20 protein-coding genes are annotated in these 17,470 nt (G+C 60.2%); 13 read left to right on the plus strand and 7 right to left on the minus strand.

Translation table 11 applies throughout. The features are described 5' to 3' along the window. Positions 1 to 341: 341 nt before the first annotated feature. Positions 342 to 815 carry a hypothetical protein gene (locus tag ACYVNQ_RS34545; RefSeq protein ID WP_460909614.1) on the minus strand — a complete coding sequence of 158 codons (474 nt, stop codon included), beginning with the start codon at positions 813 to 815 and terminating at the stop codon, positions 342 to 344. 797 nt (positions 816 to 1,612) lie between these two features. Between ACYVNQ_RS34545 and ACYVNQ_RS34550 the strand changes: the two genes are divergently transcribed. The 6 genes from ACYVNQ_RS34550 to ACYVNQ_RS34575 all read left to right on the plus strand — a co-directional run bounded on the left by ACYVNQ_RS34550 (position 1,613) and on the right by ACYVNQ_RS34575 (position 8,207). Then, a complete protein-coding gene (locus ACYVNQ_RS34550) occupies positions 1,613 to 1,813 on the plus strand; it encodes a copper chaperone (protein WP_460909616.1) in 201 nt (66 codons plus the stop codon). A 174-nt stretch (positions 1,814 to 1,987) separates the two neighbouring features. Next, complete coding sequence (locus ACYVNQ_RS34555; RefSeq protein WP_460909618.1) at positions 1,988 to 3,502, plus strand: CoA-acylating methylmalonate-semialdehyde dehydrogenase; 1,515 nt, start codon at positions 1,988 to 1,990, stop codon at positions 3,500 to 3,502. 150 nt (positions 3,503 to 3,652) lie between these two features. Beyond that, on the plus strand, positions 3,653 to 5,200 hold the full coding sequence (locus ACYVNQ_RS34560; RefSeq protein WP_460909620.1) for a class I adenylate-forming enzyme family protein: 1,548 nt from the start codon (positions 3,653 to 3,655) through the stop codon (positions 5,198 to 5,200). Positions 5,201 to 5,430: 230 nt separating this feature from the next. Continuing rightward, complete coding sequence (locus ACYVNQ_RS34565; RefSeq protein WP_460909622.1) at positions 5,431 to 5,958, plus strand: RNA polymerase sigma factor; 528 nt, start codon at positions 5,431 to 5,433, stop codon at positions 5,956 to 5,958. Between the two features lie 117 nt (positions 5,959 to 6,075). Then, positions 6,076 to 6,912: a CmcJ/NvfI family oxidoreductase gene (locus ACYVNQ_RS34570; protein WP_460909624.1), complete on the plus strand. Its 837-nt coding sequence runs from the start codon at positions 6,076 to 6,078 to the stop codon at positions 6,910 to 6,912. Between the two features lie 269 nt (positions 6,913 to 7,181). Further along, positions 7,182 to 8,207 (plus strand): GlxA family transcriptional regulator, encoded by a 1,026-nt coding sequence (locus tag ACYVNQ_RS34575; protein ID WP_460909626.1) that lies wholly within the window; start codon positions 7,182 to 7,184, stop codon positions 8,205 to 8,207. Between the two features lie 24 nt (positions 8,208 to 8,231). Here the strand turns inward: ACYVNQ_RS34575 and ACYVNQ_RS34580 are convergent, their stop codons facing one another. Continuing rightward, entirely contained in the window at positions 8,232 to 9,068 is an 837-nt protein-coding gene (locus tag ACYVNQ_RS34580; RefSeq protein ID WP_460909628.1) for an alpha/beta hydrolase, read from the minus strand. Between the two features lie 47 nt (positions 9,069 to 9,115). Here ACYVNQ_RS34580 and ACYVNQ_RS34585 point away from each other — a divergent pair, with 47 nt between their 5' ends. Next, positions 9,116 to 9,349 carry a hypothetical protein gene (locus tag ACYVNQ_RS34585; protein ID WP_460909630.1) on the plus strand — a complete coding sequence of 78 codons (234 nt, stop codon included), beginning with the start codon at positions 9,116 to 9,118 and terminating at the stop codon, positions 9,347 to 9,349. Positions 9,350 to 9,418: 69 nt separating this feature from the next. On the opposite strand, the gene ACYVNQ_RS34590 is transcribed toward ACYVNQ_RS34585, so the two are convergent. Both ACYVNQ_RS34590 and ACYVNQ_RS34595 read right to left on the minus strand, forming a co-directional pair. Next, the gene (locus tag ACYVNQ_RS34590; protein ID WP_460909632.1) at positions 9,419 to 10,027 is read right to left on the minus strand and encodes a thioredoxin fold domain-containing protein; all 609 of its coding nucleotides are present in this window, start codon (positions 10,025 to 10,027) and stop codon (positions 9,419 to 9,421) included. Positions 10,028 to 10,101: 74 nt separating this feature from the next. Further along, positions 10,102 to 10,584: a YybH family protein gene (locus ACYVNQ_RS34595; protein WP_460909634.1), complete on the minus strand. Its 483-nt coding sequence runs from the start codon at positions 10,582 to 10,584 to the stop codon at positions 10,102 to 10,104. A 229-nt stretch (positions 10,585 to 10,813) separates the two neighbouring features. On the opposite strand from ACYVNQ_RS34595, the gene ACYVNQ_RS34600 reads away from it, so the two are divergent. Beyond that, positions 10,814 to 11,194 carry a DUF1090 domain-containing protein gene (locus ACYVNQ_RS34600; protein ID WP_460909635.1) on the plus strand — a complete coding sequence of 127 codons (381 nt, stop codon included), beginning with the start codon at positions 10,814 to 10,816 and terminating at the stop codon, positions 11,192 to 11,194. 55 nt (positions 11,195 to 11,249) lie between these two features. On the opposite strand, the gene ACYVNQ_RS34605 is transcribed toward ACYVNQ_RS34600, so the two are convergent. Continuing rightward, entirely contained in the window at positions 11,250 to 12,404 is a 1,155-nt protein-coding gene (locus tag ACYVNQ_RS34605) for an alkene reductase (RefSeq protein WP_460909638.1), read from the minus strand. Between the two features lie 83 nt (positions 12,405 to 12,487). Between ACYVNQ_RS34605 and ACYVNQ_RS34610 the strand changes: the two genes are divergently transcribed. Beyond that, a complete protein-coding gene (locus tag ACYVNQ_RS34610) occupies positions 12,488 to 12,865 on the plus strand; it encodes a winged helix-turn-helix transcriptional regulator (RefSeq protein WP_460909640.1) in 378 nt (125 codons plus the stop codon). Positions 12,866 to 12,946: 81 nt separating this feature from the next. Further along, complete coding sequence (locus ACYVNQ_RS34615; protein ID WP_460909642.1) at positions 12,947 to 13,420, plus strand: YybH family protein; 474 nt, start codon at positions 12,947 to 12,949, stop codon at positions 13,418 to 13,420. Positions 13,421 to 13,440: 20 nt separating this feature from the next. On the opposite strand, the gene ACYVNQ_RS34620 is transcribed toward ACYVNQ_RS34615, so the two are convergent. Continuing rightward, a complete protein-coding gene (locus ACYVNQ_RS34620; protein ID WP_460909644.1) occupies positions 13,441 to 14,307 on the minus strand; it encodes a helix-turn-helix domain-containing protein in 867 nt (288 codons plus the stop codon). A gap of 113 nt (positions 14,308 to 14,420) precedes the next feature. On the opposite strand from ACYVNQ_RS34620, the gene ACYVNQ_RS34625 reads away from it, so the two are divergent. Then, on the plus strand, positions 14,421 to 15,311 hold the full coding sequence (locus ACYVNQ_RS34625) for a DMT family transporter (RefSeq protein WP_460909646.1): 891 nt from the start codon (positions 14,421 to 14,423) through the stop codon (positions 15,309 to 15,311). A 57-nt stretch (positions 15,312 to 15,368) separates the two neighbouring features. Here the strand turns inward: ACYVNQ_RS34625 and ACYVNQ_RS34630 are convergent, their stop codons facing one another. Next, positions 15,369 to 16,133: a helix-turn-helix domain-containing protein gene (locus ACYVNQ_RS34630; RefSeq protein WP_460909648.1), complete on the minus strand. Its 765-nt coding sequence runs from the start codon at positions 16,131 to 16,133 to the stop codon at positions 15,369 to 15,371. Positions 16,134 to 16,235: 102 nt separating this feature from the next. Here ACYVNQ_RS34630 and ACYVNQ_RS34635 point away from each other — a divergent pair, with 102 nt between their 5' ends. Both ACYVNQ_RS34635 and ACYVNQ_RS34640 read left to right on the plus strand, forming a co-directional pair. Then, a complete protein-coding gene (locus tag ACYVNQ_RS34635; RefSeq protein ID WP_460909651.1) occupies positions 16,236 to 16,391 on the plus strand; it encodes a hypothetical protein in 156 nt (51 codons plus the stop codon). A gap of 73 nt (positions 16,392 to 16,464) precedes the next feature. Next, a complete protein-coding gene (locus ACYVNQ_RS34640; protein WP_460909653.1) occupies positions 16,465 to 17,469 on the plus strand; it encodes a 3-oxoacyl-[acyl-carrier-protein] synthase III C-terminal domain-containing protein in 1,005 nt (334 codons plus the stop codon). The last annotated feature ends 1 nt before the right edge of the window (position 17,470 follow it).

Genomic DNA, 17,470 nt, shown 5'->3' on the forward strand with positions numbered 1-17,470 from the left:
CATCTTGCATCGCTATTGCTGCGCAGCCTGGGCCACACCGGGGAAATAGCGGGACAGGCATTTGTCCCGCCGTTTAGCCTTGCTATTGCGACACAGGCTCTGCCGGACTTACACCTAGCTCACGTCAAACTACTAAGTCCGGCTAGCGCCATTTCTATCTACCGCATCCATCGCCTCATATCGGCGATCGCCTTGCTTGATCAGGCTTTGCATTGGAAGTACGGGAATCACCGACCAAAGCTACGGGTCGGTCAAACATTGCGTAACGGCGGATCTTGCCGGGACGGGTGAATAGCGGCTCGCCGGAAGTGCACCGCACGGCGGCTGCGTGACGACTGCAACTACTTCGCAGCGCCCACCAGCGAAAACGCATCCCACTTCGGATCGACCGGTGTGCGCGGGTTATGCGACAGCGCCTCTGCGACGAGCGGCTCGCACGCGCCGTAGTCGGAACCGACGCTGTCGCTATGCGCTTGCGGGAAGTTGACGGCAAGCACCTTGCCGCCCCAGCGCTGGACCGTCGCCGTCATGCTGCATTTGCCTGCGCCGCCCACCTTCACGTCGAGCACAAGCGCGTTCACATCGAGCGCGGCGTCGGAGTTCGAAAAATTCCATTGCGTTTCCATCCGGTCATTCGCACCGCCGGTATCGACGAGTTTCATCGTCTTGTCGGGAATACCGACGGACTGCACCAGGTCGAGAATATTTGAACCGATCAACTGGCCTTGCGGATCGCGCGCTTCGTGAGTTCTAAACGCGCCGCACGCTGTTAGCGATGTCAAAAGAAAAGCAAAGGGAATTGTCAGGCGTCGCATGCATGCTCCCGTGTCGATGAGCGTATCGTTCAGTACGCGGTAAATAAGCAGCCCCGCTCTGGTGCGCAGTCATGCGAGAAAACACGGTGCGACCGGCGAAAACCGATAGTGCGACACGCACGTGTGGATGGGGTTCCGCGAATCGCGCGGGTACCGGGGCAAAACGCCCGGACAGGGAAAAAGAACGAAATCCTAACTAATTACTCGGGAAGGATTTTCCGATGCCGATGCAGACGGATGATGCAACCGGATGCCGACATCCGACAGCTCGCTGCTGAGTGCCCAGCAGGAGAAAAACGAGGCGGTAAACCGCCGCCATACGGCCCGATACCGCGGTTGATTAGTCGCGGCGAAACGTCTCTGCCAGTACGGCGCAATGCTGCAGGTGCAGATGCATCGCCTGGCTGGCCAGCGCGCGAAGCTTCGCGAAGAACCCGGGTTCCGAACGGACAGCTTGAGCAGGCAAGGTTTTCATGATGAGGTCTACGGTGACGTAAGGTGAATGATTAGGGGTTATTCCCTAAGGGATAACCCGTAGTTTATCAGAATTTCACCGCGCCAAAAAACAGAATATGCGGCGCCACGCGGCCGCGATGAAGCCACCGCGAGACGCAAACCGCCAGGTCCCCTCCTCCCGCCCCTTCACCCTGCCTCGATTAGTTCGCGTCACTCAATACTGTTTGTCCTGAGCGGGTATGCGAAACCCGGGTCGATGCGCCTACATTTGCTCCCATCGGACCAGCAGACCATCGAACCACCGGTCACCGGTCCCGCAACATGTACTGGAGAACTGAAAAATGAAATTCTCGGTGAAAAACGAAATGCGCCCCGACGATATCGGCCCTCTCGAACGCGCGATGAAAAGCGTCGATGGGGATGCGAAGGTCGCCGTGGACATCGATACGAAGACGATCAGCATCGATTCATGGCTGATGCCGGAAGAGTTTCTGGTCGCCTTCGCCGACGAAAACTACGACGTGACGATTGCCGAAGGGTAGCCAGACCCGAAACGCGCGCGAAATGTCCCCGAACCGATAAACATCGAGCTTCTGTCAGCAGTCGGGGAATCTAGACGGCTTTTCTGTCAGCGGTCAGTGGACCGATTTTTAACCTGGCGCGGGCCGCGGCGAGCCATGCCGCAGCCGCGCCCGCATTCCCTCCAGGAGGGACGTATGAGCGAAGCAGATCAAGGCGCTGCACGTGTGCGCGAGCTGAGTCATTTCATCGGTGGTCAACCTGTTGCCGGCACGAGCGGCCGCTTCAACGAAGTATTCGATCCGGCGCAAGGCCGACTGACGGCGCGCGTGCCGGTCGCGAGCACCACTGAAGTCGCCACCGCCGTCGCCGCTGCAAAAGCGGCCTTCCCGGCATGGAGCGAAACCCCGCCGCTCAGTCGCGCCCGTTTGATGTTCAGGTTCAAGGCGCTGCTCGATGAGCATTCGGACGAACTCGCCGAGCTGATCACACGCGATCACGGCAAGCTGTTTTCCGACGCAAAGGGCGAGGTACTGCGCGGCATCGAAATCGTCGAATTCGCGTGCGGCATTCCACAACTGCTCAAGACCGATTTCACCGACCAGACCGCAAGCGGCCTCGACAGCTGGAACTTGCGGCAGCCGGTCGGTGTAGCCGCAGGCGTTACGCCATTCAATTTCCCGATGGTGGTGCCGTGCTGGATGTTCGTGATGGCGGCTGCGACCGGGAACACCTTCATACTCAAGCCGTCCGAGCGCACCCCGTCGACCTCGATCCGGCTAGCCGAGCTGTTCATGGAAGCGGGCTTTCCCAAAGGGGTTTTCAATGTCGTGCACGGCGACAAGAGCGTGGTCGATGCGCTGATCGAACACCCCGATGTCGCCGCGATCTCGGTGGTCGGTTCGACGCCGGTCGCCGAATATATCTACAGCGAAAGCGCAAAACGCGGCAAGCGTGTACAGGCGCTGGGCAGCGCGAAGAACCATCTGATCGCAATGCCCGACGCGAATCTCGATCTGGTCGTCGATGCATTGATCAACTCGGCCTATGGCTCGGCCGGCGAACGTTGCATGGCAACCTCGGTCGCCGTCGCGGTTGGACGTGTCGCCGACCAACTCGTCGAGCGCCTCGTGCCGCGCGTGCGCGCGCTGCGGATCGGCGGTGGCATGGAGCCCGATCTGGACATGGGTCCGCTGATCTCCGCTGCGCATCGCACCAAGGTGACGGCTTATATCGAAGCGGGTGTCGTGCAAGGCGCGAAGCTGGTCGTCGATGGTCGTGGTCTCGTCGTGCCGGGCCATGAAGAAGGCTTCTTTCTCGGCGGCTCGCTGTTCGACGATGTAAAGCCCGATATGCGCATCTATCGCGAGGAGATTTTCGGGCCGGTGCTGTCGGTGGTTCGCGTGCCGGATCTGGCAAGCGCGATCGCGCTGGTCAACGCGCACGAACTGGGCAACTGTGTATCGCTTTTCACCACCGACGGCCCTTCCGCGCGCGCATTCACCCGGCAGATTCAGGTGGGCATGGTGGGCGTCAATGTGCCGGCTGCGGTGCCAGCTGCGTGGCATTCGTTCGGCGGCTGGAAGCGATCGCTGTTCGGCGACCAGCACGCTTACGGCGAGGAAGCCGTGCGCTTTTACACGCGCTACAAGAGCGTCATGCAGCGCTGGCCTGACAGCATCTCGAAAGGTGCGGAATTCGCGCTGAAGTAGCAGAGATACCGCGGCGCCGCTCGGGCATCCGATGACGTTCGACGTCAGCCATGCGAGCGGCGCGCGGTGTGGCGCCGCCCGCCGCTCATTCGCCCCTCATTCTGGGCGGGCACACTGCCTCCATGGATCATCAGGAACGAGAGGCAGATCATGGAAACGCATCGCAACGGCGCATTTCGCTCTTATGTCGAGCTCCTGCTCGAGCAGCTGGAACAACGCGCAGATCGCGCTGTGTTGCGCTACCTCGACGAGGATGTAAGCGGCCATGCGTTGCACGCTTCAATCTATCGTCACGCACACGCGCTCGCGACGCTCGGTATCGGGCGCGGTTCGCTGGTCGCGCAGTTCGCGCCGAATTGCCCGGATGCGCTCGCGATCCGTTACGCGGCAAACCTGCTTGGGGCGGCAACGATGTTCCTGCCCGCGATCGCGTCGGCGGCGCATCGCAAGGCATTTCTGGCCCGTATTCAGCCGACGCTGCTGGTCGCTTTCGCGCAGACCGCGTATCTCGTGCCTGACGGTGTCGACGCATGCGTCGTTTATGTCGACACGGGCCCCGCAGACGCGCGTCTGGACCTTCTCGTACGCCTGCAATCCGATCTCCCGATGCGAAGCTGCGCACAGCCCGACGATCTCGCCGTGATCGTCTCGTCGGGCGGCTCGACCGGCGTGCCGAAAGCGAGCCGGCGCAGCTTCGCCGCGTACTCGACGATGGTGAGTGCGCCAGGCGCGGCGGATCGTCGCCAGCTGGTCAACGGTGCGCTGGCGTATCTGTCGCAGGTGCTCGTCGACAACACGCTGCTGGGCGGCGGCACGGTCGTGCTGAAGCCTCGCTACGATCCCGCGGATACGCTCGCGACGATCGAAGCCGAGCGCATCACCGACTTGCTGCTGGTCGAGCCGCAGTTGTTCGAGACCATGGATCACCCGGACGTGCGCCGGCGCGACCTGACTTCGCTGCGTTCGATCGTGCATATCGGTGGCTCGGCGCCGGCGATCTTGCGACGCCGCGCGATCGCGCAGTTCGGCCCGGTGCTCACGCATCTATACGGTGCAAGCGAAGCGGGAGTCGTCAGCGTGCTGACACCATCGGCGTATCTGTCGGATCCGGCCTTGCTGGAAAGCGCGGGCCGCATCCGGCCAGGCGTCGACATGCGTATCCGTCGCGCGGACGGAACCTTCGCGCCCGAAGGTCAGGCCGGCGGCATCGAAGTGAAATCTGCCGCAGTGGCGCAGGGCTATCACCATCAACCCATCGAGGCGGCGCACAAGTTTCGCGACGGTTGGTGTGTGACCGGAGACGTCGGCCTGATCGATGCAGCGGGCAATCTGCATGTGCTCGGACGGGCCGCCGATGTCGCGCAGATCGACGGCATCGATATCGGTCCGGCGCAAATCGAGTCGCTGTTATGTGCGCTGCCGGAAGTGCGCTATGCCGTAGCCATCGCCACCGATGACATCGCGCGCGAACATGTATGGGATGTTGCGGTCGTGCCGTGGCGAGGCAAGCGGATCGATATCCGGCGCTGCACGCAAGCACTCGAATCCGCGTATAGCGTGAACGTCGCAAAAGCCGTACAGATGATCGCAACGCACCACGTCCCGCTCACCGAACAAGGCAAGGTAGACCGTGCCGCGATCGGGCGCATGTGTCGCGCTGCGAGCGCTGCGCCGCACGCCAGCCTGCTGACGCGATAGCACCGTTCCGTCCACTGCGCCGGCCCCGGCACCACAAGCGAACCGTTCCTCATACGCGCGAGCGCATTGTCTGAAAGTGTCGTGCACTTGGCTTTATTTCACATGCGTCAGCCGCGAGACAAATAAACCGGCCATATAGACTAAAGCGATGCAGTAAAGAATCGCTTTGTCTTCATTCCCCTATGGTCAGCGATGGTTACGACAATCGCTGTTTCTCGAGAAACGGTTCAATGACTGAAATTGATCTTCCCGGTCTGCTTCCTGGATTGTTGCCGCGGCTTCTGGTTTTCGCCAATCGTCTATCCACCAACCGGCACGACGCTGAAGATCTGGTCCAGCTCGCCTGTGTCCGCGCGCTCGAACGCAGCCACCAGCTAGACCGGGAATCCGGCGTGCTCAACTGGATGTACACGATCGTGCGTACCACATGGGTGAACGAAGTACGCACGAGGGCCGTACGCAAGCGCTCGGGCGTCGAATGGGACGATGAGTTACTCAACAACATAGCGGATCCCAACGCCGCACCACCCGAGCAAACCGTGTTTCTTCATCAGATGCTGGGCGCGGTACGGAGACTACCGGATTCTCAACGTATCGTGATGCAATTGATCGATGTAGAGGGATTCAGCTATCAGGAGGCGGCCAAAGCACTTGATGTTCGAACCGGCACGATTATGAGCCGGCTTTCCCGCGCCCGACAAAACATTCAGGAGAAGTTCAAGCTGCGAAAAATGCCGCCCGCAAATAGCCGCATCTGACATCCGGCCCGCGCATGCCACGCCGTTTAACGCGCGCTTGCGGAATAACGCACTGCTGCAGACGTTTTCTTCTCGTGTACTGGACGAATGCGCTTCATCTGCGAGGAGAAACAGTCAATGGGCAATCTGGTCGTCGGTCGACAAGCCGGAATGGTCGAAGCCGATCTCAACTATCTGGTCCCGACCGGTGAAAGACCTTCGCGTTACTCGAGTGAGCCATCGCTGGATGTGCCGCGGCAAGCCGGCACCTACAGCGCATACCGGATGCCGATCTTCGATGCACGTGTCACGCCGCCGCCCGGGGGCCTGTCGCTACACCGCAACGGCTTCGAACTGCATCACCATAGCAGCGCGCTTGAAGACTTCTCCGATCCGCTTGCGATCGAATCTGTCTACTATCCTGAGTCGGAACGCCTGCTCAAACGCCTGACCGGCGCGCGGCGTGTCGTCATTTTCGATCACCTGTTACGCGACGCCGATCCCGCGCGCACACGTGGCGCTCACGAGCCGGTCAAGGTGGTTCACAACGATCTGACCTTCGCATCCGGTCCTCGCCGCGTGCGCCAGCATGCGCCGGCCAGCGAAGTGGACGAATGGGTCAACGGCCGCACCGCATTCGTGAACCTGTGGCGCCCGATCGGCGCGCCGGTGGCATCGTTACCTCTTGCCTTATGCGATTCGCGCAGTATTGCGCCAAACGACGCTGTCGCGACGGATCTGATCCGGCAGCATGAGACGATCGAAGTGTTTACCTTTGCTTTCAATGCGGCGCACCGTTGGTACTATTTCCCGCATATGACGCCCAGCGAGGTACTGCTGCTGAAAATCCACGACTCGGCCAGCGAAGACGGCATCGCGCGGCTGACTCCGCATACGGCATTCGACGACCCCTCGTCGCCTTTCAATGCGGCTCCAAGGCGAAGCATCGAATTGCGCTCTGTGCTGCTGTTCTGACCGGTTCACGCACACGGTAAATGCGCAAGCGCCACCTTGCGCCACCGATGCGTGGAGAAGTCATGTCGGCCGCCCCGGCCGGCCTGCGTTCACCTGCGCAGCCAGGAATTCGTGCTGGGGCAAGCCCAATTCGCTTTTAGCGCAAGCTCAATTGTGCCTATCTTATCTGCCAGATAAACGGCAAATGCAGCCACTCACACAGGACGAACTTAATTTCAGGGCGCATTTCGATACTCTGTTGAATCCACTTGCACAGATCGATCGCTCCCATGAGAACCGTTGCGCTAGTCGTCTTTCCAGGCGTTCAGTCGCTGGACGTTTGCGGACCGCTTGATGTCTTCGCCGAAGCGAACAGGTTCCTGTTGCCTGACGCGTGCTACCGGCTTGAACTCATAGGGCTCGAGCACGGCGAGCTGCGATGCTCCAACGGCATACGAATGGTTGCCGACCGTCATTTCCGCGACGCCCATGCGATGTACGACCTGCTGCTTGTCGCAGGCGGCCCTGGGTTGATTCACCAGGAATTCTCCAGCGAGATCTACGCATGGCTGCGATACATCAGCCAGAGAGCACGGCGCTTTGGCTCTATATGCACGGGCGCTTTCATGCTGGCGCGCGCTGGCTTGCTGCATTATCGAAAAGTCACCACTCACTGGAGCCATGCCCATCAGCTTGCAGACCTGTGCCCGACCTCTCGCGTCGAGGCCGATCGGCTCTATGTCGAGGATGGCAGCCTCTATACGTCTGCAGGCGTCACCGCGGGAATCGACCTCTCGCTTTATCTGCTCACCCAGGATCAAGGTAGCGAAGTGGCGCTGAACGTAGCGAAACGGCTTGTTGTCTATGTCCAGCGCGCAGGGGGGCAGTCCCAGTACAGCCCCTACCTCACGCCACACGTGAAAGACACTTCACCCATTGCTCAGGTTCAGCAATATGTGCTGTCAAATTTGAGCGGCGACCTGTCGGTCGGTGTGCTGGCCAACGTCGCAAGTATGAGCGTTCGAACCTTTGCCCGCACGTTCACGCGAGATGCAAAAATTCCCCCTGGCGAGTTTGTCGAGCGTGCGCGTATAGATGCGGCTCGCGCGATGCTGGAGAACACCGCCATCCCTGTAAAGACGATTGCCTACGAATGCGGCTTTAAAGACGCTCATCGAATGTGGGCCAGCTTCAAAAGAAGGTTGGGCGTTTCGCCCCAGCAGTATCGCCGAAGCTTTTGCGCACCCACGGTGTACGCGCAGTCCGGCATTGCAGGGCACCCGCATGAAGCGCAGCCGGTGAAATGCCTCGACTGAACGACCCGCGCGTCACGCCCCGCACTACCCAGCAAACCAGCAACGCTCTCGCATCAGCGCGCTCATCAAGGTGCCCGCTGGTTGCGCAAGATCTTCGAGGATCGAAAAGTGCGTGCAGTTATCCACTGCGATGTACTGAGCCCGTTCTCCGGCTTCTCGCGCCGCGGCTGCGTAATCACCTGCATGCCGCACGAGTTCGGGCAGTTCAACCGCACCCACGGCGACGATCATCGGCACGCCTTTGCCGATGTGTCGCAACGGGCTGTATGTGCCGACTTCATCCGCTGTGAGCTGCAATTTTTCGTTTAGCCACGACAGGCTGATCGGTTCCAGATCGACCAGCGGGCTGATCGACATCACGTGCGTAACCAGCGGATGCGAACGATGCACGAGGCTCAGGTGCCCGCCTGCCGAATGCCCGCTCAGGCACACAGGCCCCTGCCCGATTCCCAGTTGATCGCGATGGGTCACAAGGTGATCGAGCAGATTGCCGATCTCATCGACGATCTGCGTCATCGACGACTGTGGCGCGAGCGTGTATTCAACCAGTACGACGTTGAACCCATGCGCAAGCGGACCCTCTGCAACAAACGAAAAATCTTCCTTGCTCAAGGTCTGCCAGTAGCCGCCGTGGATGAAGATCACGGTTGGCGCATTGGGCCTTCGGCTGCGGAACAGGTCGAAACGCTGTCGCGGGAGCGCGCCGTAACGGATATCTCTTTGACACGCTGCTGTCTCGTACAACCGCGCGCTGCGTGCCTGGAAACCGCTAAAGATGGCGGCAAAACCCGGTACCGCTTTCGTATTGTTGTAGGCTGCGTCCAGCGCGACGCGATCCATGCCACGATACAGCATCGTCATCTTCCGGTTTCCTGTTAGAGGCGGTGTTAAGCGCTGGCGCAGGTCTTATGATCGACGAGTCTTGCCACGGCCGCGGCGACATCATGCGGATTCGGCACAGCTTCCGCCGGAAACATCGCCACGAACTGCTTGAACATCGCGTCCGGAATCTGCCCAACCTCGCCGTATGCCTTTATACGCTCGCCGTCGGCGGGCAGTTGAATGTTCGAGTACATGTTTGTCGGATATGCACTCGGCTGAACCAGCGCAACGACGTGGACGATGTGGTTCTGGACGACTAGAGACAGCCGTTGAATGCAGCGCCATGCGAGGTCAGCGCCAGCGCCACCCTCGCACGACGCGCGGCGTTTTCAGCGGAACCGCTGAAGGGCGGGACTCTCTGGCTGTTCGGGCAGATTGAGCATTGCCGGCAGCCTTTTCAAACCCGGCATGCCACTCGTATCCGCCCAACGGCCATCGCTGGTCTTGTAGACGATCGTAGGCGTGCCGTCGAAGCCCATGTCCTTGAACAGGTTCGAGTTCTTGTTCAGCTTCGACTGGGCCGAGAACGAAACAGGATTCGCAGGCTTGATGCCGCCCGATTCGGTGGCTTCCGCGAACTTCGTTTCGTTCTCGCGCAATAGTGCAACAGCGTCCGCGGCATCGAGCAAGGCCGCGGCCTTGCCTTGCGAATCGGCTTTGAGGAAGCCCAAGGGGATCCAGCGCACTTGCAGCCCCACTGCCTCATAGGGCTGGAAGGCCTCCCATGCGTAGTGACAGAAAATGCAGTTGGGATCCATAAAGACATAGATCGTCGACTTCACCTTGTCACCGGTTGCACCCTCGACGATGACCGACGTCTTGTCCAGTTGCGCAACGGCGGAGGCGGGCAGATAGGTTTGCGCCGGCTGTGCGGCTGCGTGAGCGACGGGCGACATCGCCAGAAATGCCGCCAGAACGGCGGGTCCAAAAGCTTTCATTTGTCTACAACTCCACACGAATTCATGTCACCTGGTTTCCTTGATCTGTTTGCGCCCGACCGATACACACGCCGCTAGTCTTTGGCGACCGTGCTTGGCTCGACCACCCGGAAATGCCAACCGTCGCTCTCTTTTACGTACACCGCGACGATATGGCCGCCCTCTTGCCGGAATGTTCCATCGCCTTTCGGCACGTCGACGGAAAACTCCGCAATGCTGAATCCGCCGTCGCCTTGCGCGCGCGCATCGATGACGTGGATGTGATGCTGTTTCGCGCCCGAACTGAAGCGCTGCTCGTAGTACTGCTTGAGCGCCGCGCGCCCTTTGACGATCTTGCCGGCCGGCGATACCAGCGTACCGTCCTCGGCGTACAACTGCGCCATTGCATCGGCGTTCTTCGCAGCGTAGTTGCTGTCGTAGAGCTGGCCGAGTTTCGCAGCAGCGGATTGCGCTTCCTGCAGCGAAGGCTGGGAACCGCTTGCGTCAGGGGTTGCCGCACGGGCTAGCGGGCTTGCCGCCAACAGTGCGGCGAACAACAGCGGTAGGGTTCTTTTCACTTTCGAACTCCGGTGATCGAATGGCCTGGTGGTGCCTGTAAGGTCGGTCGCGTGCACGTATACATTGGATATCCGCGATGTGCTCCGGACGATAGCATGGACATGAGGCGCTAACATTTAGAATGGCTTTCGGCCCGGTCTGGCCAGGCTGGGCTTGAGCACACACATCTCCTTTCATCTGAAAGGAACCGCGATGGACAAACAGAAATCCACTCCCGTGAGGCTTCCAATGAACACGATGATCAAGGCAGCGATGCTCGTCGCAACGATCTATCCGATGCTTTGCCAGGCCCAAACCGGCGGTTGCGATACAAAGCGCATGTCGATAGAGAAAGAAATCACCTATGCGCAAGCACACAACAATGCGAGTCGCGTCGATGGCCTTGAAACCGCACTTGCCCAGATGAACGCGAACTGCACGGATGCCGCGCTACACAGTGCCGCGCAACGCAAGGTGGCTGCCGCACAAAAGAAGCTCGCCGAACGCGAGCACGACTTGCAGGACGCGAAGGCCAACGGCAAGAGCGGAAAGAAAATCGCCGAACGGCAACGCAAGGTCGAAGAGGCCCATGCGGACCTCGAAAAAGCGCTGGTGGAAGCGTCACAGTGATCGTCCCGGCGATAGTAAAGCGCCACGCGTGCTCTACAAGCCGGGACCCTGCAATTCAACGTTCTTCGACGCACTCGACCGAATAGGCCGGAAAGTCCGTATACCCGACCTCACCGCGGCGAGTGTAATAGGCCGATCGGTCCGCTTCCGCTAACGGCCAGCCGTGCTCGAGGCGCTCGGCAAGATCCGGGTTCGCGATATATGGTCTGCCCATCGCGATCAGGTCCACCAACCCGGTATCGAGCGCCACCTGCGCGCTCTCGCGATTCGTAAAACCTCCGCACCAGATGATGGCGCCAGAAAACGCCGCCCGGACCTTCGCCAGCAAAACGTGGTCGACATGGCGTTCCTTGAACTCGCTGTGCTCCACATTGCCCGCGGGCATCAGTTGATAGACCACATGTATGTACGCGACGCCGCGACGGCTCAGTTGCTCGCAGACGTACAGCAGGGTTTCCTCGACCAGCGGATCCACCGGCATCGAGCCGTACTTGCCGTATGGAGACAGGCGAACCCCGACGCGTCCCGGGCCCAGTTCGCTCATCGCCGCGTCGACGACCTCCATCAGGAAACGCGTACGGTCTTCTACGCGACGACCACCGTAGCGATCGATGCGAGTATTGAGCACCGAGTTCATGAACTGCTCGAACAGATAGCCGTTGGCTGCGTGAATTTCCACACCATCGAAGCCGGCCTCCCGGGCGCTGACGAAGGCCTCGGAAAACGTGTCGACCAGAGCCGACACTTCCTCGGTGTCGAGGCGCCTTGGCGTGCCCGCAGGAATAAAGGCCAACTTGCCCTCGGCGTCGTGATAAAACACATCGGAATGCTCAGCTCTTTTCCCGGTTACCCCCCAGGGGGCCTCGCCGTTCGGCATGGACGACGAATGCGCCATCCTGCCGACATGCCATATCTGGGAAAATATCGTACCGCCGTGGCGATGAACCTCATCGGTCACGAGGCGCCAGCCCTGCCGCTGGGCGTCCGTGTAGATTCCCGGCGTCAGCGCGTAGCCATTGCTGGAGGGTGCGACGTCGGTTGCCTCGGTTATGATCAGGCCAGCACCGGCCCGCTGCCCATAGTAGGTAGCCATCAGCGCATTAGGGACATCTCCGTCGGAGGTCCGCGTGCGGGTCATCGGCGCCATGACAAGGCGGTTTTTCAGCGGAACAATGCCGCCAAGCAGTTGATTTGCGAACAGGTCTACCATGTGTATTCCTCCGGTCGGGTATGATCGAAAGCTTACTTTTCGGTAATCTCCTCTTCTACACACCGTTTGGTCAGTCGTCGCAAATGAAGATCATCAACAGGCTACCGGGCTTGCCGGTCGAGCGAGCACTTGCAGTCCTTTCAGGGCGCTGGAAGGCGGTCATTCTTTATGCGCTGCTGGACGGCCCGCAACGCACGTGCGCGCTGGACAATCGCATTGCCGGCATCGCGCAGAAGGTATTGATCGAGCAGTTGCGGGCGCTAGAGGAACATGGCCTCGTGAGCCGGCAGCCCAGCGCCGAGGATAGCCAGGGAATCGAGTACCTGCTCACCCCGCTCGGCGAAAGCCTGCGGCCTATTCTGGATTCTCTGATCGAATGGGGAATCCATCATGCCAAAGAGCTCGACGAGGTCCAAAGGCTTGTGCCATGCAATGCCGTCGTTCGGGATCGTATTGTCTGACGCAAGGTGGCGGCCGCTGTGCTGGACGTGGTTTGAGGCAGTGATCTAAGCCAGCGGATCGAGGCGATTACGGGAGCTCAAATGAGACGACAGATACGCCTTATCTGCTGCGCATTGACCGCAATCGCCATCGCCGCACTCCCCAGTCTGTCGAGCGCGAAGACCGTGGCCGACGATCCCGCGGCGATCATTCGCACTGCGCTGGAACAATGGCGGGACGATTTCAATGCACGACGTGCCGCGCATATCTGCGACCTCTTCGCGCCGGACCTCCGCTACGATTTTCAAGGTTTGCCCGAGCAAACCTACCCGTTGCTTTGCGAACGCCTACATCGCGCGCTGGCCAACAAAGCGCAATCCATCCACTACGGCCTGAAAATCAAGGAGATCGTCGTCTCCGGGCGTCTCGCCATCGTCCGCCTCACGTGGATATCCACCGATACCGACGAGAGCGGCAAACAGGCGACCCATGACGAGACCGGGCTCGACGTGTTCGGCCGTCAACCTGACGGCAGCTGGAAGATCATCCGCTACATTGCGTATCCAGCAGACTAGATCTGCCGGCGTCATGTCGATCAAACGCGCCCGGTTGCCCGCGGGCCCGATGTATTCGTCGCAAGAACACGCCACTGCCCCGGCGTCACGCCGAACGCGCTTTTGAACTGACGCGTCATATGGCTCTGATCTGAAAATCCGCACTGCGCGGCCACGTCGATCAACTCGTGGCCGCTCGCAATCATGATCCTCGCACGCTCGAGACGGCGCGCCACCAGATAGCGGTACGGACTAATTCCGCAAAGCGCCCGGAAGTGTCGTGCGAGCGAGTAACGATCGAGGCCGGTCGCATTTTCGAGTGCCTCCGACGTTACGATGTCCGCCGAATGCGCGTCGAGAAGTTCTCGCGCACGGCCGACTGCGACCTTGCACACCGAGCGTCTGGAACGGGGCAACAAGCTCGGATCAAGCGACACGAGCGAGTCCGTCAGCATCAAGACGATCTGGTCGATGCGGAGATCTTCGAGCGGCGCGTCCAGTTCGCCCAGTGCTGCGACAAGCGCGGCATAAAGTCCTGGGGCCGCATGAATGGCCGAATGCGTCAAAGGAAGGCTTTGCCGGCCTGCGCCAAGCGCATCGAGAATGAAGCGCGGCTCGAGGTAGATCATCCGGTACAGAAAGCCCTCGTCGGTACCGGCGCAACCGTTGTGCGGCTCATCGGGGGCGATGATCATCACGTTGCCCGGCGTACTCACCGCCCGGCTTCCGCGATAGTCGAAGGTTTGAACGCCCGACAGCGTATAGCCCAGCGCATACGTATCGTGTCGGTGAGTATCGTATGCGTGCCCGCAGAAGAAAGCCTCGATGCGCTCGATTCCAGGGCGCCCGGATCCCACCCTCACCCAGTTTGCGCGCTGTTGCGTGCACGATCGTTCAAGACTCCGCATACCCACCCCGACGAGAATATCTGTGGACGCTTCGCTGCCAGGCGTCGAATCCGGCCTCGATTCTATGTCAAAGATGGGCAGTCTGTTTTTTCACGAAGTACACGGAGATTTGAATGCAAATGCAGGCAAGCGGCGCTGATCGACACACGCAACGCGGTGTCGCCGCGATTCTGCTGGTCGTGTTGATATGGTCTGGGTGGATCATCGTGTCCAGTTGGGGCGTCCACCAAACCCTCACCGCGTGGGACATCAGCTTTTTGCGGTTCACGTCGGCCGCCCTCGTTACGTTGCCGCTGTTGCTAGGAAAGAGGCATCAGCTTCGCGCGATTTTCAATTGGCGCACGCTGGTGTGCAGCCTCGGCTGCGGCTTCCCCTACACGATGTTGAGCTTTATCGGGCTTGAGCATTCGCCCGCCAGCAACGCGGGCGTGGTGGTCAACGGCCTGATTCCGATACTCGTCGCCTGCTTCTCGTTCGTCCTGCTCAGGCAACGCATCGCGCGCGCGAAACTGCTTGGCATTACGCTCATTGCCATCGCAAACGGCCTGATCCTTGTGGATGGAGGACTCCATCACCTGTTCGGCATGCTTTATTTCCTGCTCGCCGCGTTGTGCCTGGCGAGCTATGCAGTCTCTATGCGACTCTGGAACATTCCGACCGACGTCATGATCGTCTCCGTACCGTGGACGAATGCGATTGTGTTTTTTCCAATCTGGCTTTTTCTTGCGCCATCGGCACTTCACGATGCGGGCGCACCCGAAATCCTGCTGCAGGTGCTGTATCAAGGGGTACTGGTTAGCGTCGTCGCGCTCTATCTGATGACGCACGCAATCCATGCATTGGGATCGGTGACTGCTTCGACTTTCATGGGGCTGGTGCCGGTCGTGGCGGCAGGTCTCGCGTTCGTCATTCTGCACGAGCCGGTCAGTGCGTTGACCGCGATTGCGGTGATCACGTGCTCGGTAGGCATCGCTTTTTACAACCTGTGGGGCGCGCGGATATGAAGACCCTGCTGGTGATCTGTGCCGCCTCTGCAACGCAGTGACCGCAGGCATACGCCGCTAGCCGCTCTTCCTGGCAAGCGCGTCCCCCGCGGCACGTCTGAGCTTGCGGAACGCATGCGGCTCCCACACGCGCATTGCCAGCACCAGCGCAGTCCCTTTCCTGTCCGACAACGGTGCAGAGGACGATTGGTCGTGCAAAGCAGAAAACTTCGACCGAAGTCTGGACAACTCGTCGTTCAGCTGGTCGATTGCGCCTTTGGTCAACATGCCGTGAATGAAGCTCATCGATTCGTCCGGCGCGTCGAACCCGCTATCCATGAAGTCGGGCAAGCCGCGCTGCGAAAAGTATTGTCGAATCGGGCCGCCGGGCAACCAGTCGAACTCTCGCGCTACCAGCGGCTGAATCCGGTTCCCGGGTTTCAGCCTGATAAGACCCATGCGGTCGAGCACGAGCAGATACTTGATGCACTCCGCCGTGGTCATTCGATACGCGGTGACGATGTCATCCACCGACCAGTGGCTAAGCGCGCACACCGTCACCAGCAGAAACTTCTCGTCCGACACGAGCCTCGCCTCCTGCGCCGGCGTCAGCGTGTGCAAGCGAGACACCGACGCCTCGGCTTCATGCAGCAGTTCAGCCATCGTCAGGCCCAGCAATTCGCAGATCTGCGCGAGGCGCTCGACGCTAATGCGCCCGTTGCCCAACAGGCGCTTCACGCTGGGCTCGGACAGGTCTAGCGCGCGTGCAACCTCCCGATAGGTGAGACCGGCCGCTTTGAAGCGGCGCTTGAGCGTCGCGACCAGCTGGGTGATTTCGGTCATAAAAGTATCGAAATTCAGTACCCGATGGCGCATTCTAGGCCAAAAAAACTGCATCAGGTGCATATTGCGCGCCCTCGTGACATCCTGCACGCAACCACACCGATGAAAGAAATCGCGATGTTTTTCGTCTTCGATAGCGCGTGGAACCACGCTATCGAAGCGACCGACGCCATCGACGCGGATCGGGAAACAACACATCCGTTGCACATCGCAGACCTCGTGTCTGGGATGACAACAAGCAACGGCTCAAGGATATGATGCTCTACCGGGACTTAAATCACCGATAGACGGCCGATATCGAAAGCACGGCCCTCGATGCGGAGAAAGCACTATGACAAGACATCCGCGCAACATCCGGATTTGCGGCACCGGCATCTGCGTACCTGAGCAGGTTTTGACGAGCGACGAAATCGACCTTCGCTTCGGTCTGCCTGCCGGTACGATATTCAAGCGGTATGGCGTACGCACACGTCACCGCACGGTGCATGAAAACGCTGCGTCACTGGCCATTAAGGCCTGCGATGCGGCTCTGCTTCGGGCCGAAATGAGCTGGAGCGATATCGATTGCCTCGTTGCGGCCTCCGCGACGATGGACCAGGCCTTGCCCTACAATGCGGCGTTGATGCTCGCCGCGCTCGGCAAGCGTGCAAACACGATCACAGCCTTTGACGTCGGCGCGAGTTGCCTGTCATTTCTGGTCGCATTCGATACGCTGAGTTACCTCGTCGAAAGCGGCCGCTACCGAAACGTGATGATCGTGTCATCCGATATCGCCACCTTCTCGCTCGACTGGTCGACACTCGGTGAGGCCGCCATCTTCGGCGACGGTGCAGCCGCCGTCATCATCCGCAAGAGCGCACCGAGTGAGGCTTCGTCGATTCTGTCGTCGAGCGTCGAAACTTACGCGGAGGGCGCAGACTATTGCTCGATCAAGGCGGGCGGGTCGCGCTATCATCCGCGCCGGCTAAGCGAGAGCATCGACCCGTTGGCGCTGTTTCATATGGATGGGCCGCGCCTGTTCCGGCTCGTGTCGCGCCAACTGCCCAGCTTCGTGCAGAATCTGCTCGATGGCGCGGGGCTGACTTCGGAGCAGTTGCGCGTCGTCGTCCCGCATCAGGCCAGCCGTCTCGCGCTCGACCATCTCGCGAAGCGCTTGCGCATCGAACCGGCGCGCACCGTCGACATCCTCGCCAGCTTCGGCAATCAGGTCGCAGCGTCGCTACCCTCTGCACTGCATCATGCTATTGCGGGTGGGCGCGTCAATCGCGGCGACCCCATCATGCTGATCGGCTCCGGTGCGGGCGTGACGATCGGCGGCATGGTCATGGTCTACTGAC

This window comes from Paraburkholderia jirisanensis, from assembly GCF_054782355.1.

What these genes read in the sequence shown, in the direction of transcription:
- ACYVNQ_RS34545 (WP_460909614.1), bottom strand. Translation starts at nt 815, where the DNA reads ATGCGACGCCTGACAATTCCCTTTGCTTTTCTTTTGACATCGCTAACA.
- ACYVNQ_RS34550 (WP_460909616.1), top strand. Translation starts at nt 1,613, where the DNA reads ATGAAATTCTCGGTGAAAAACGAAATGCGCCCCGACGATATCGGCCCT.
- ACYVNQ_RS34555 (WP_460909618.1), top strand. Translation starts at nt 1,988, where the DNA reads ATGAGCGAAGCAGATCAAGGCGCTGCACGTGTGCGCGAGCTGAGTCAT.
- ACYVNQ_RS34560 (WP_460909620.1), top strand. Translation starts at nt 3,653, where the DNA reads ATGGAAACGCATCGCAACGGCGCATTTCGCTCTTATGTCGAGCTCCTG.
- ACYVNQ_RS34565 (WP_460909622.1), top strand. Translation starts at nt 5,431, where the DNA reads ATGACTGAAATTGATCTTCCCGGTCTGCTTCCTGGATTGTTGCCGCGG.
- ACYVNQ_RS34570 (WP_460909624.1), top strand. Translation starts at nt 6,076, where the DNA reads ATGGGCAATCTGGTCGTCGGTCGACAAGCCGGAATGGTCGAAGCCGAT.
- ACYVNQ_RS34575 (WP_460909626.1), top strand. Translation starts at nt 7,182, where the DNA reads ATGAGAACCGTTGCGCTAGTCGTCTTTCCAGGCGTTCAGTCGCTGGAC.
- ACYVNQ_RS34580 (WP_460909628.1), bottom strand. Translation starts at nt 9,068, where the DNA reads ATGACGATGCTGTATCGTGGCATGGATCGCGTCGCGCTGGACGCAGCC.
- ACYVNQ_RS34585 (WP_460909630.1), top strand. Translation starts at nt 9,116, where the DNA reads ATGATCGACGAGTCTTGCCACGGCCGCGGCGACATCATGCGGATTCGG.
- ACYVNQ_RS34590 (WP_460909632.1), bottom strand. Translation starts at nt 10,027, where the DNA reads ATGAAAGCTTTTGGACCCGCCGTTCTGGCGGCATTTCTGGCGATGTCG.
- ACYVNQ_RS34600 (WP_460909635.1), top strand. Translation starts at nt 10,814, where the DNA reads ATGAACACGATGATCAAGGCAGCGATGCTCGTCGCAACGATCTATCCG.
- ACYVNQ_RS34605 (WP_460909638.1), bottom strand. Translation starts at nt 12,404, where the DNA reads ATGGTAGACCTGTTCGCAAATCAACTGCTTGGCGGCATTGTTCCGCTG.
- ACYVNQ_RS34610 (WP_460909640.1), top strand. Translation starts at nt 12,488, where the DNA reads ATGAAGATCATCAACAGGCTACCGGGCTTGCCGGTCGAGCGAGCACTT.
- ACYVNQ_RS34615 (WP_460909642.1), top strand. Translation starts at nt 12,947, where the DNA reads ATGAGACGACAGATACGCCTTATCTGCTGCGCATTGACCGCAATCGCC.
- ACYVNQ_RS34620 (WP_460909644.1), bottom strand. Translation starts at nt 14,307, where the DNA reads ATGCGGAGTCTTGAACGATCGTGCACGCAACAGCGCGCAAACTGGGTG.
- ACYVNQ_RS34625 (WP_460909646.1), top strand. Translation starts at nt 14,421, where the DNA reads ATGCAAATGCAGGCAAGCGGCGCTGATCGACACACGCAACGCGGTGTC.
- ACYVNQ_RS34630 (WP_460909648.1), bottom strand. Translation starts at nt 16,133, where the DNA reads ATGACCGAAATCACCCAGCTGGTCGCGACGCTCAAGCGCCGCTTCAAA.
- ACYVNQ_RS34635 (WP_460909651.1), top strand. Translation starts at nt 16,236, where the DNA reads ATGAAAGAAATCGCGATGTTTTTCGTCTTCGATAGCGCGTGGAACCAC.
- ACYVNQ_RS34640 (WP_460909653.1), top strand. Translation starts at nt 16,465, where the DNA reads ATGACAAGACATCCGCGCAACATCCGGATTTGCGGCACCGGCATCTGC.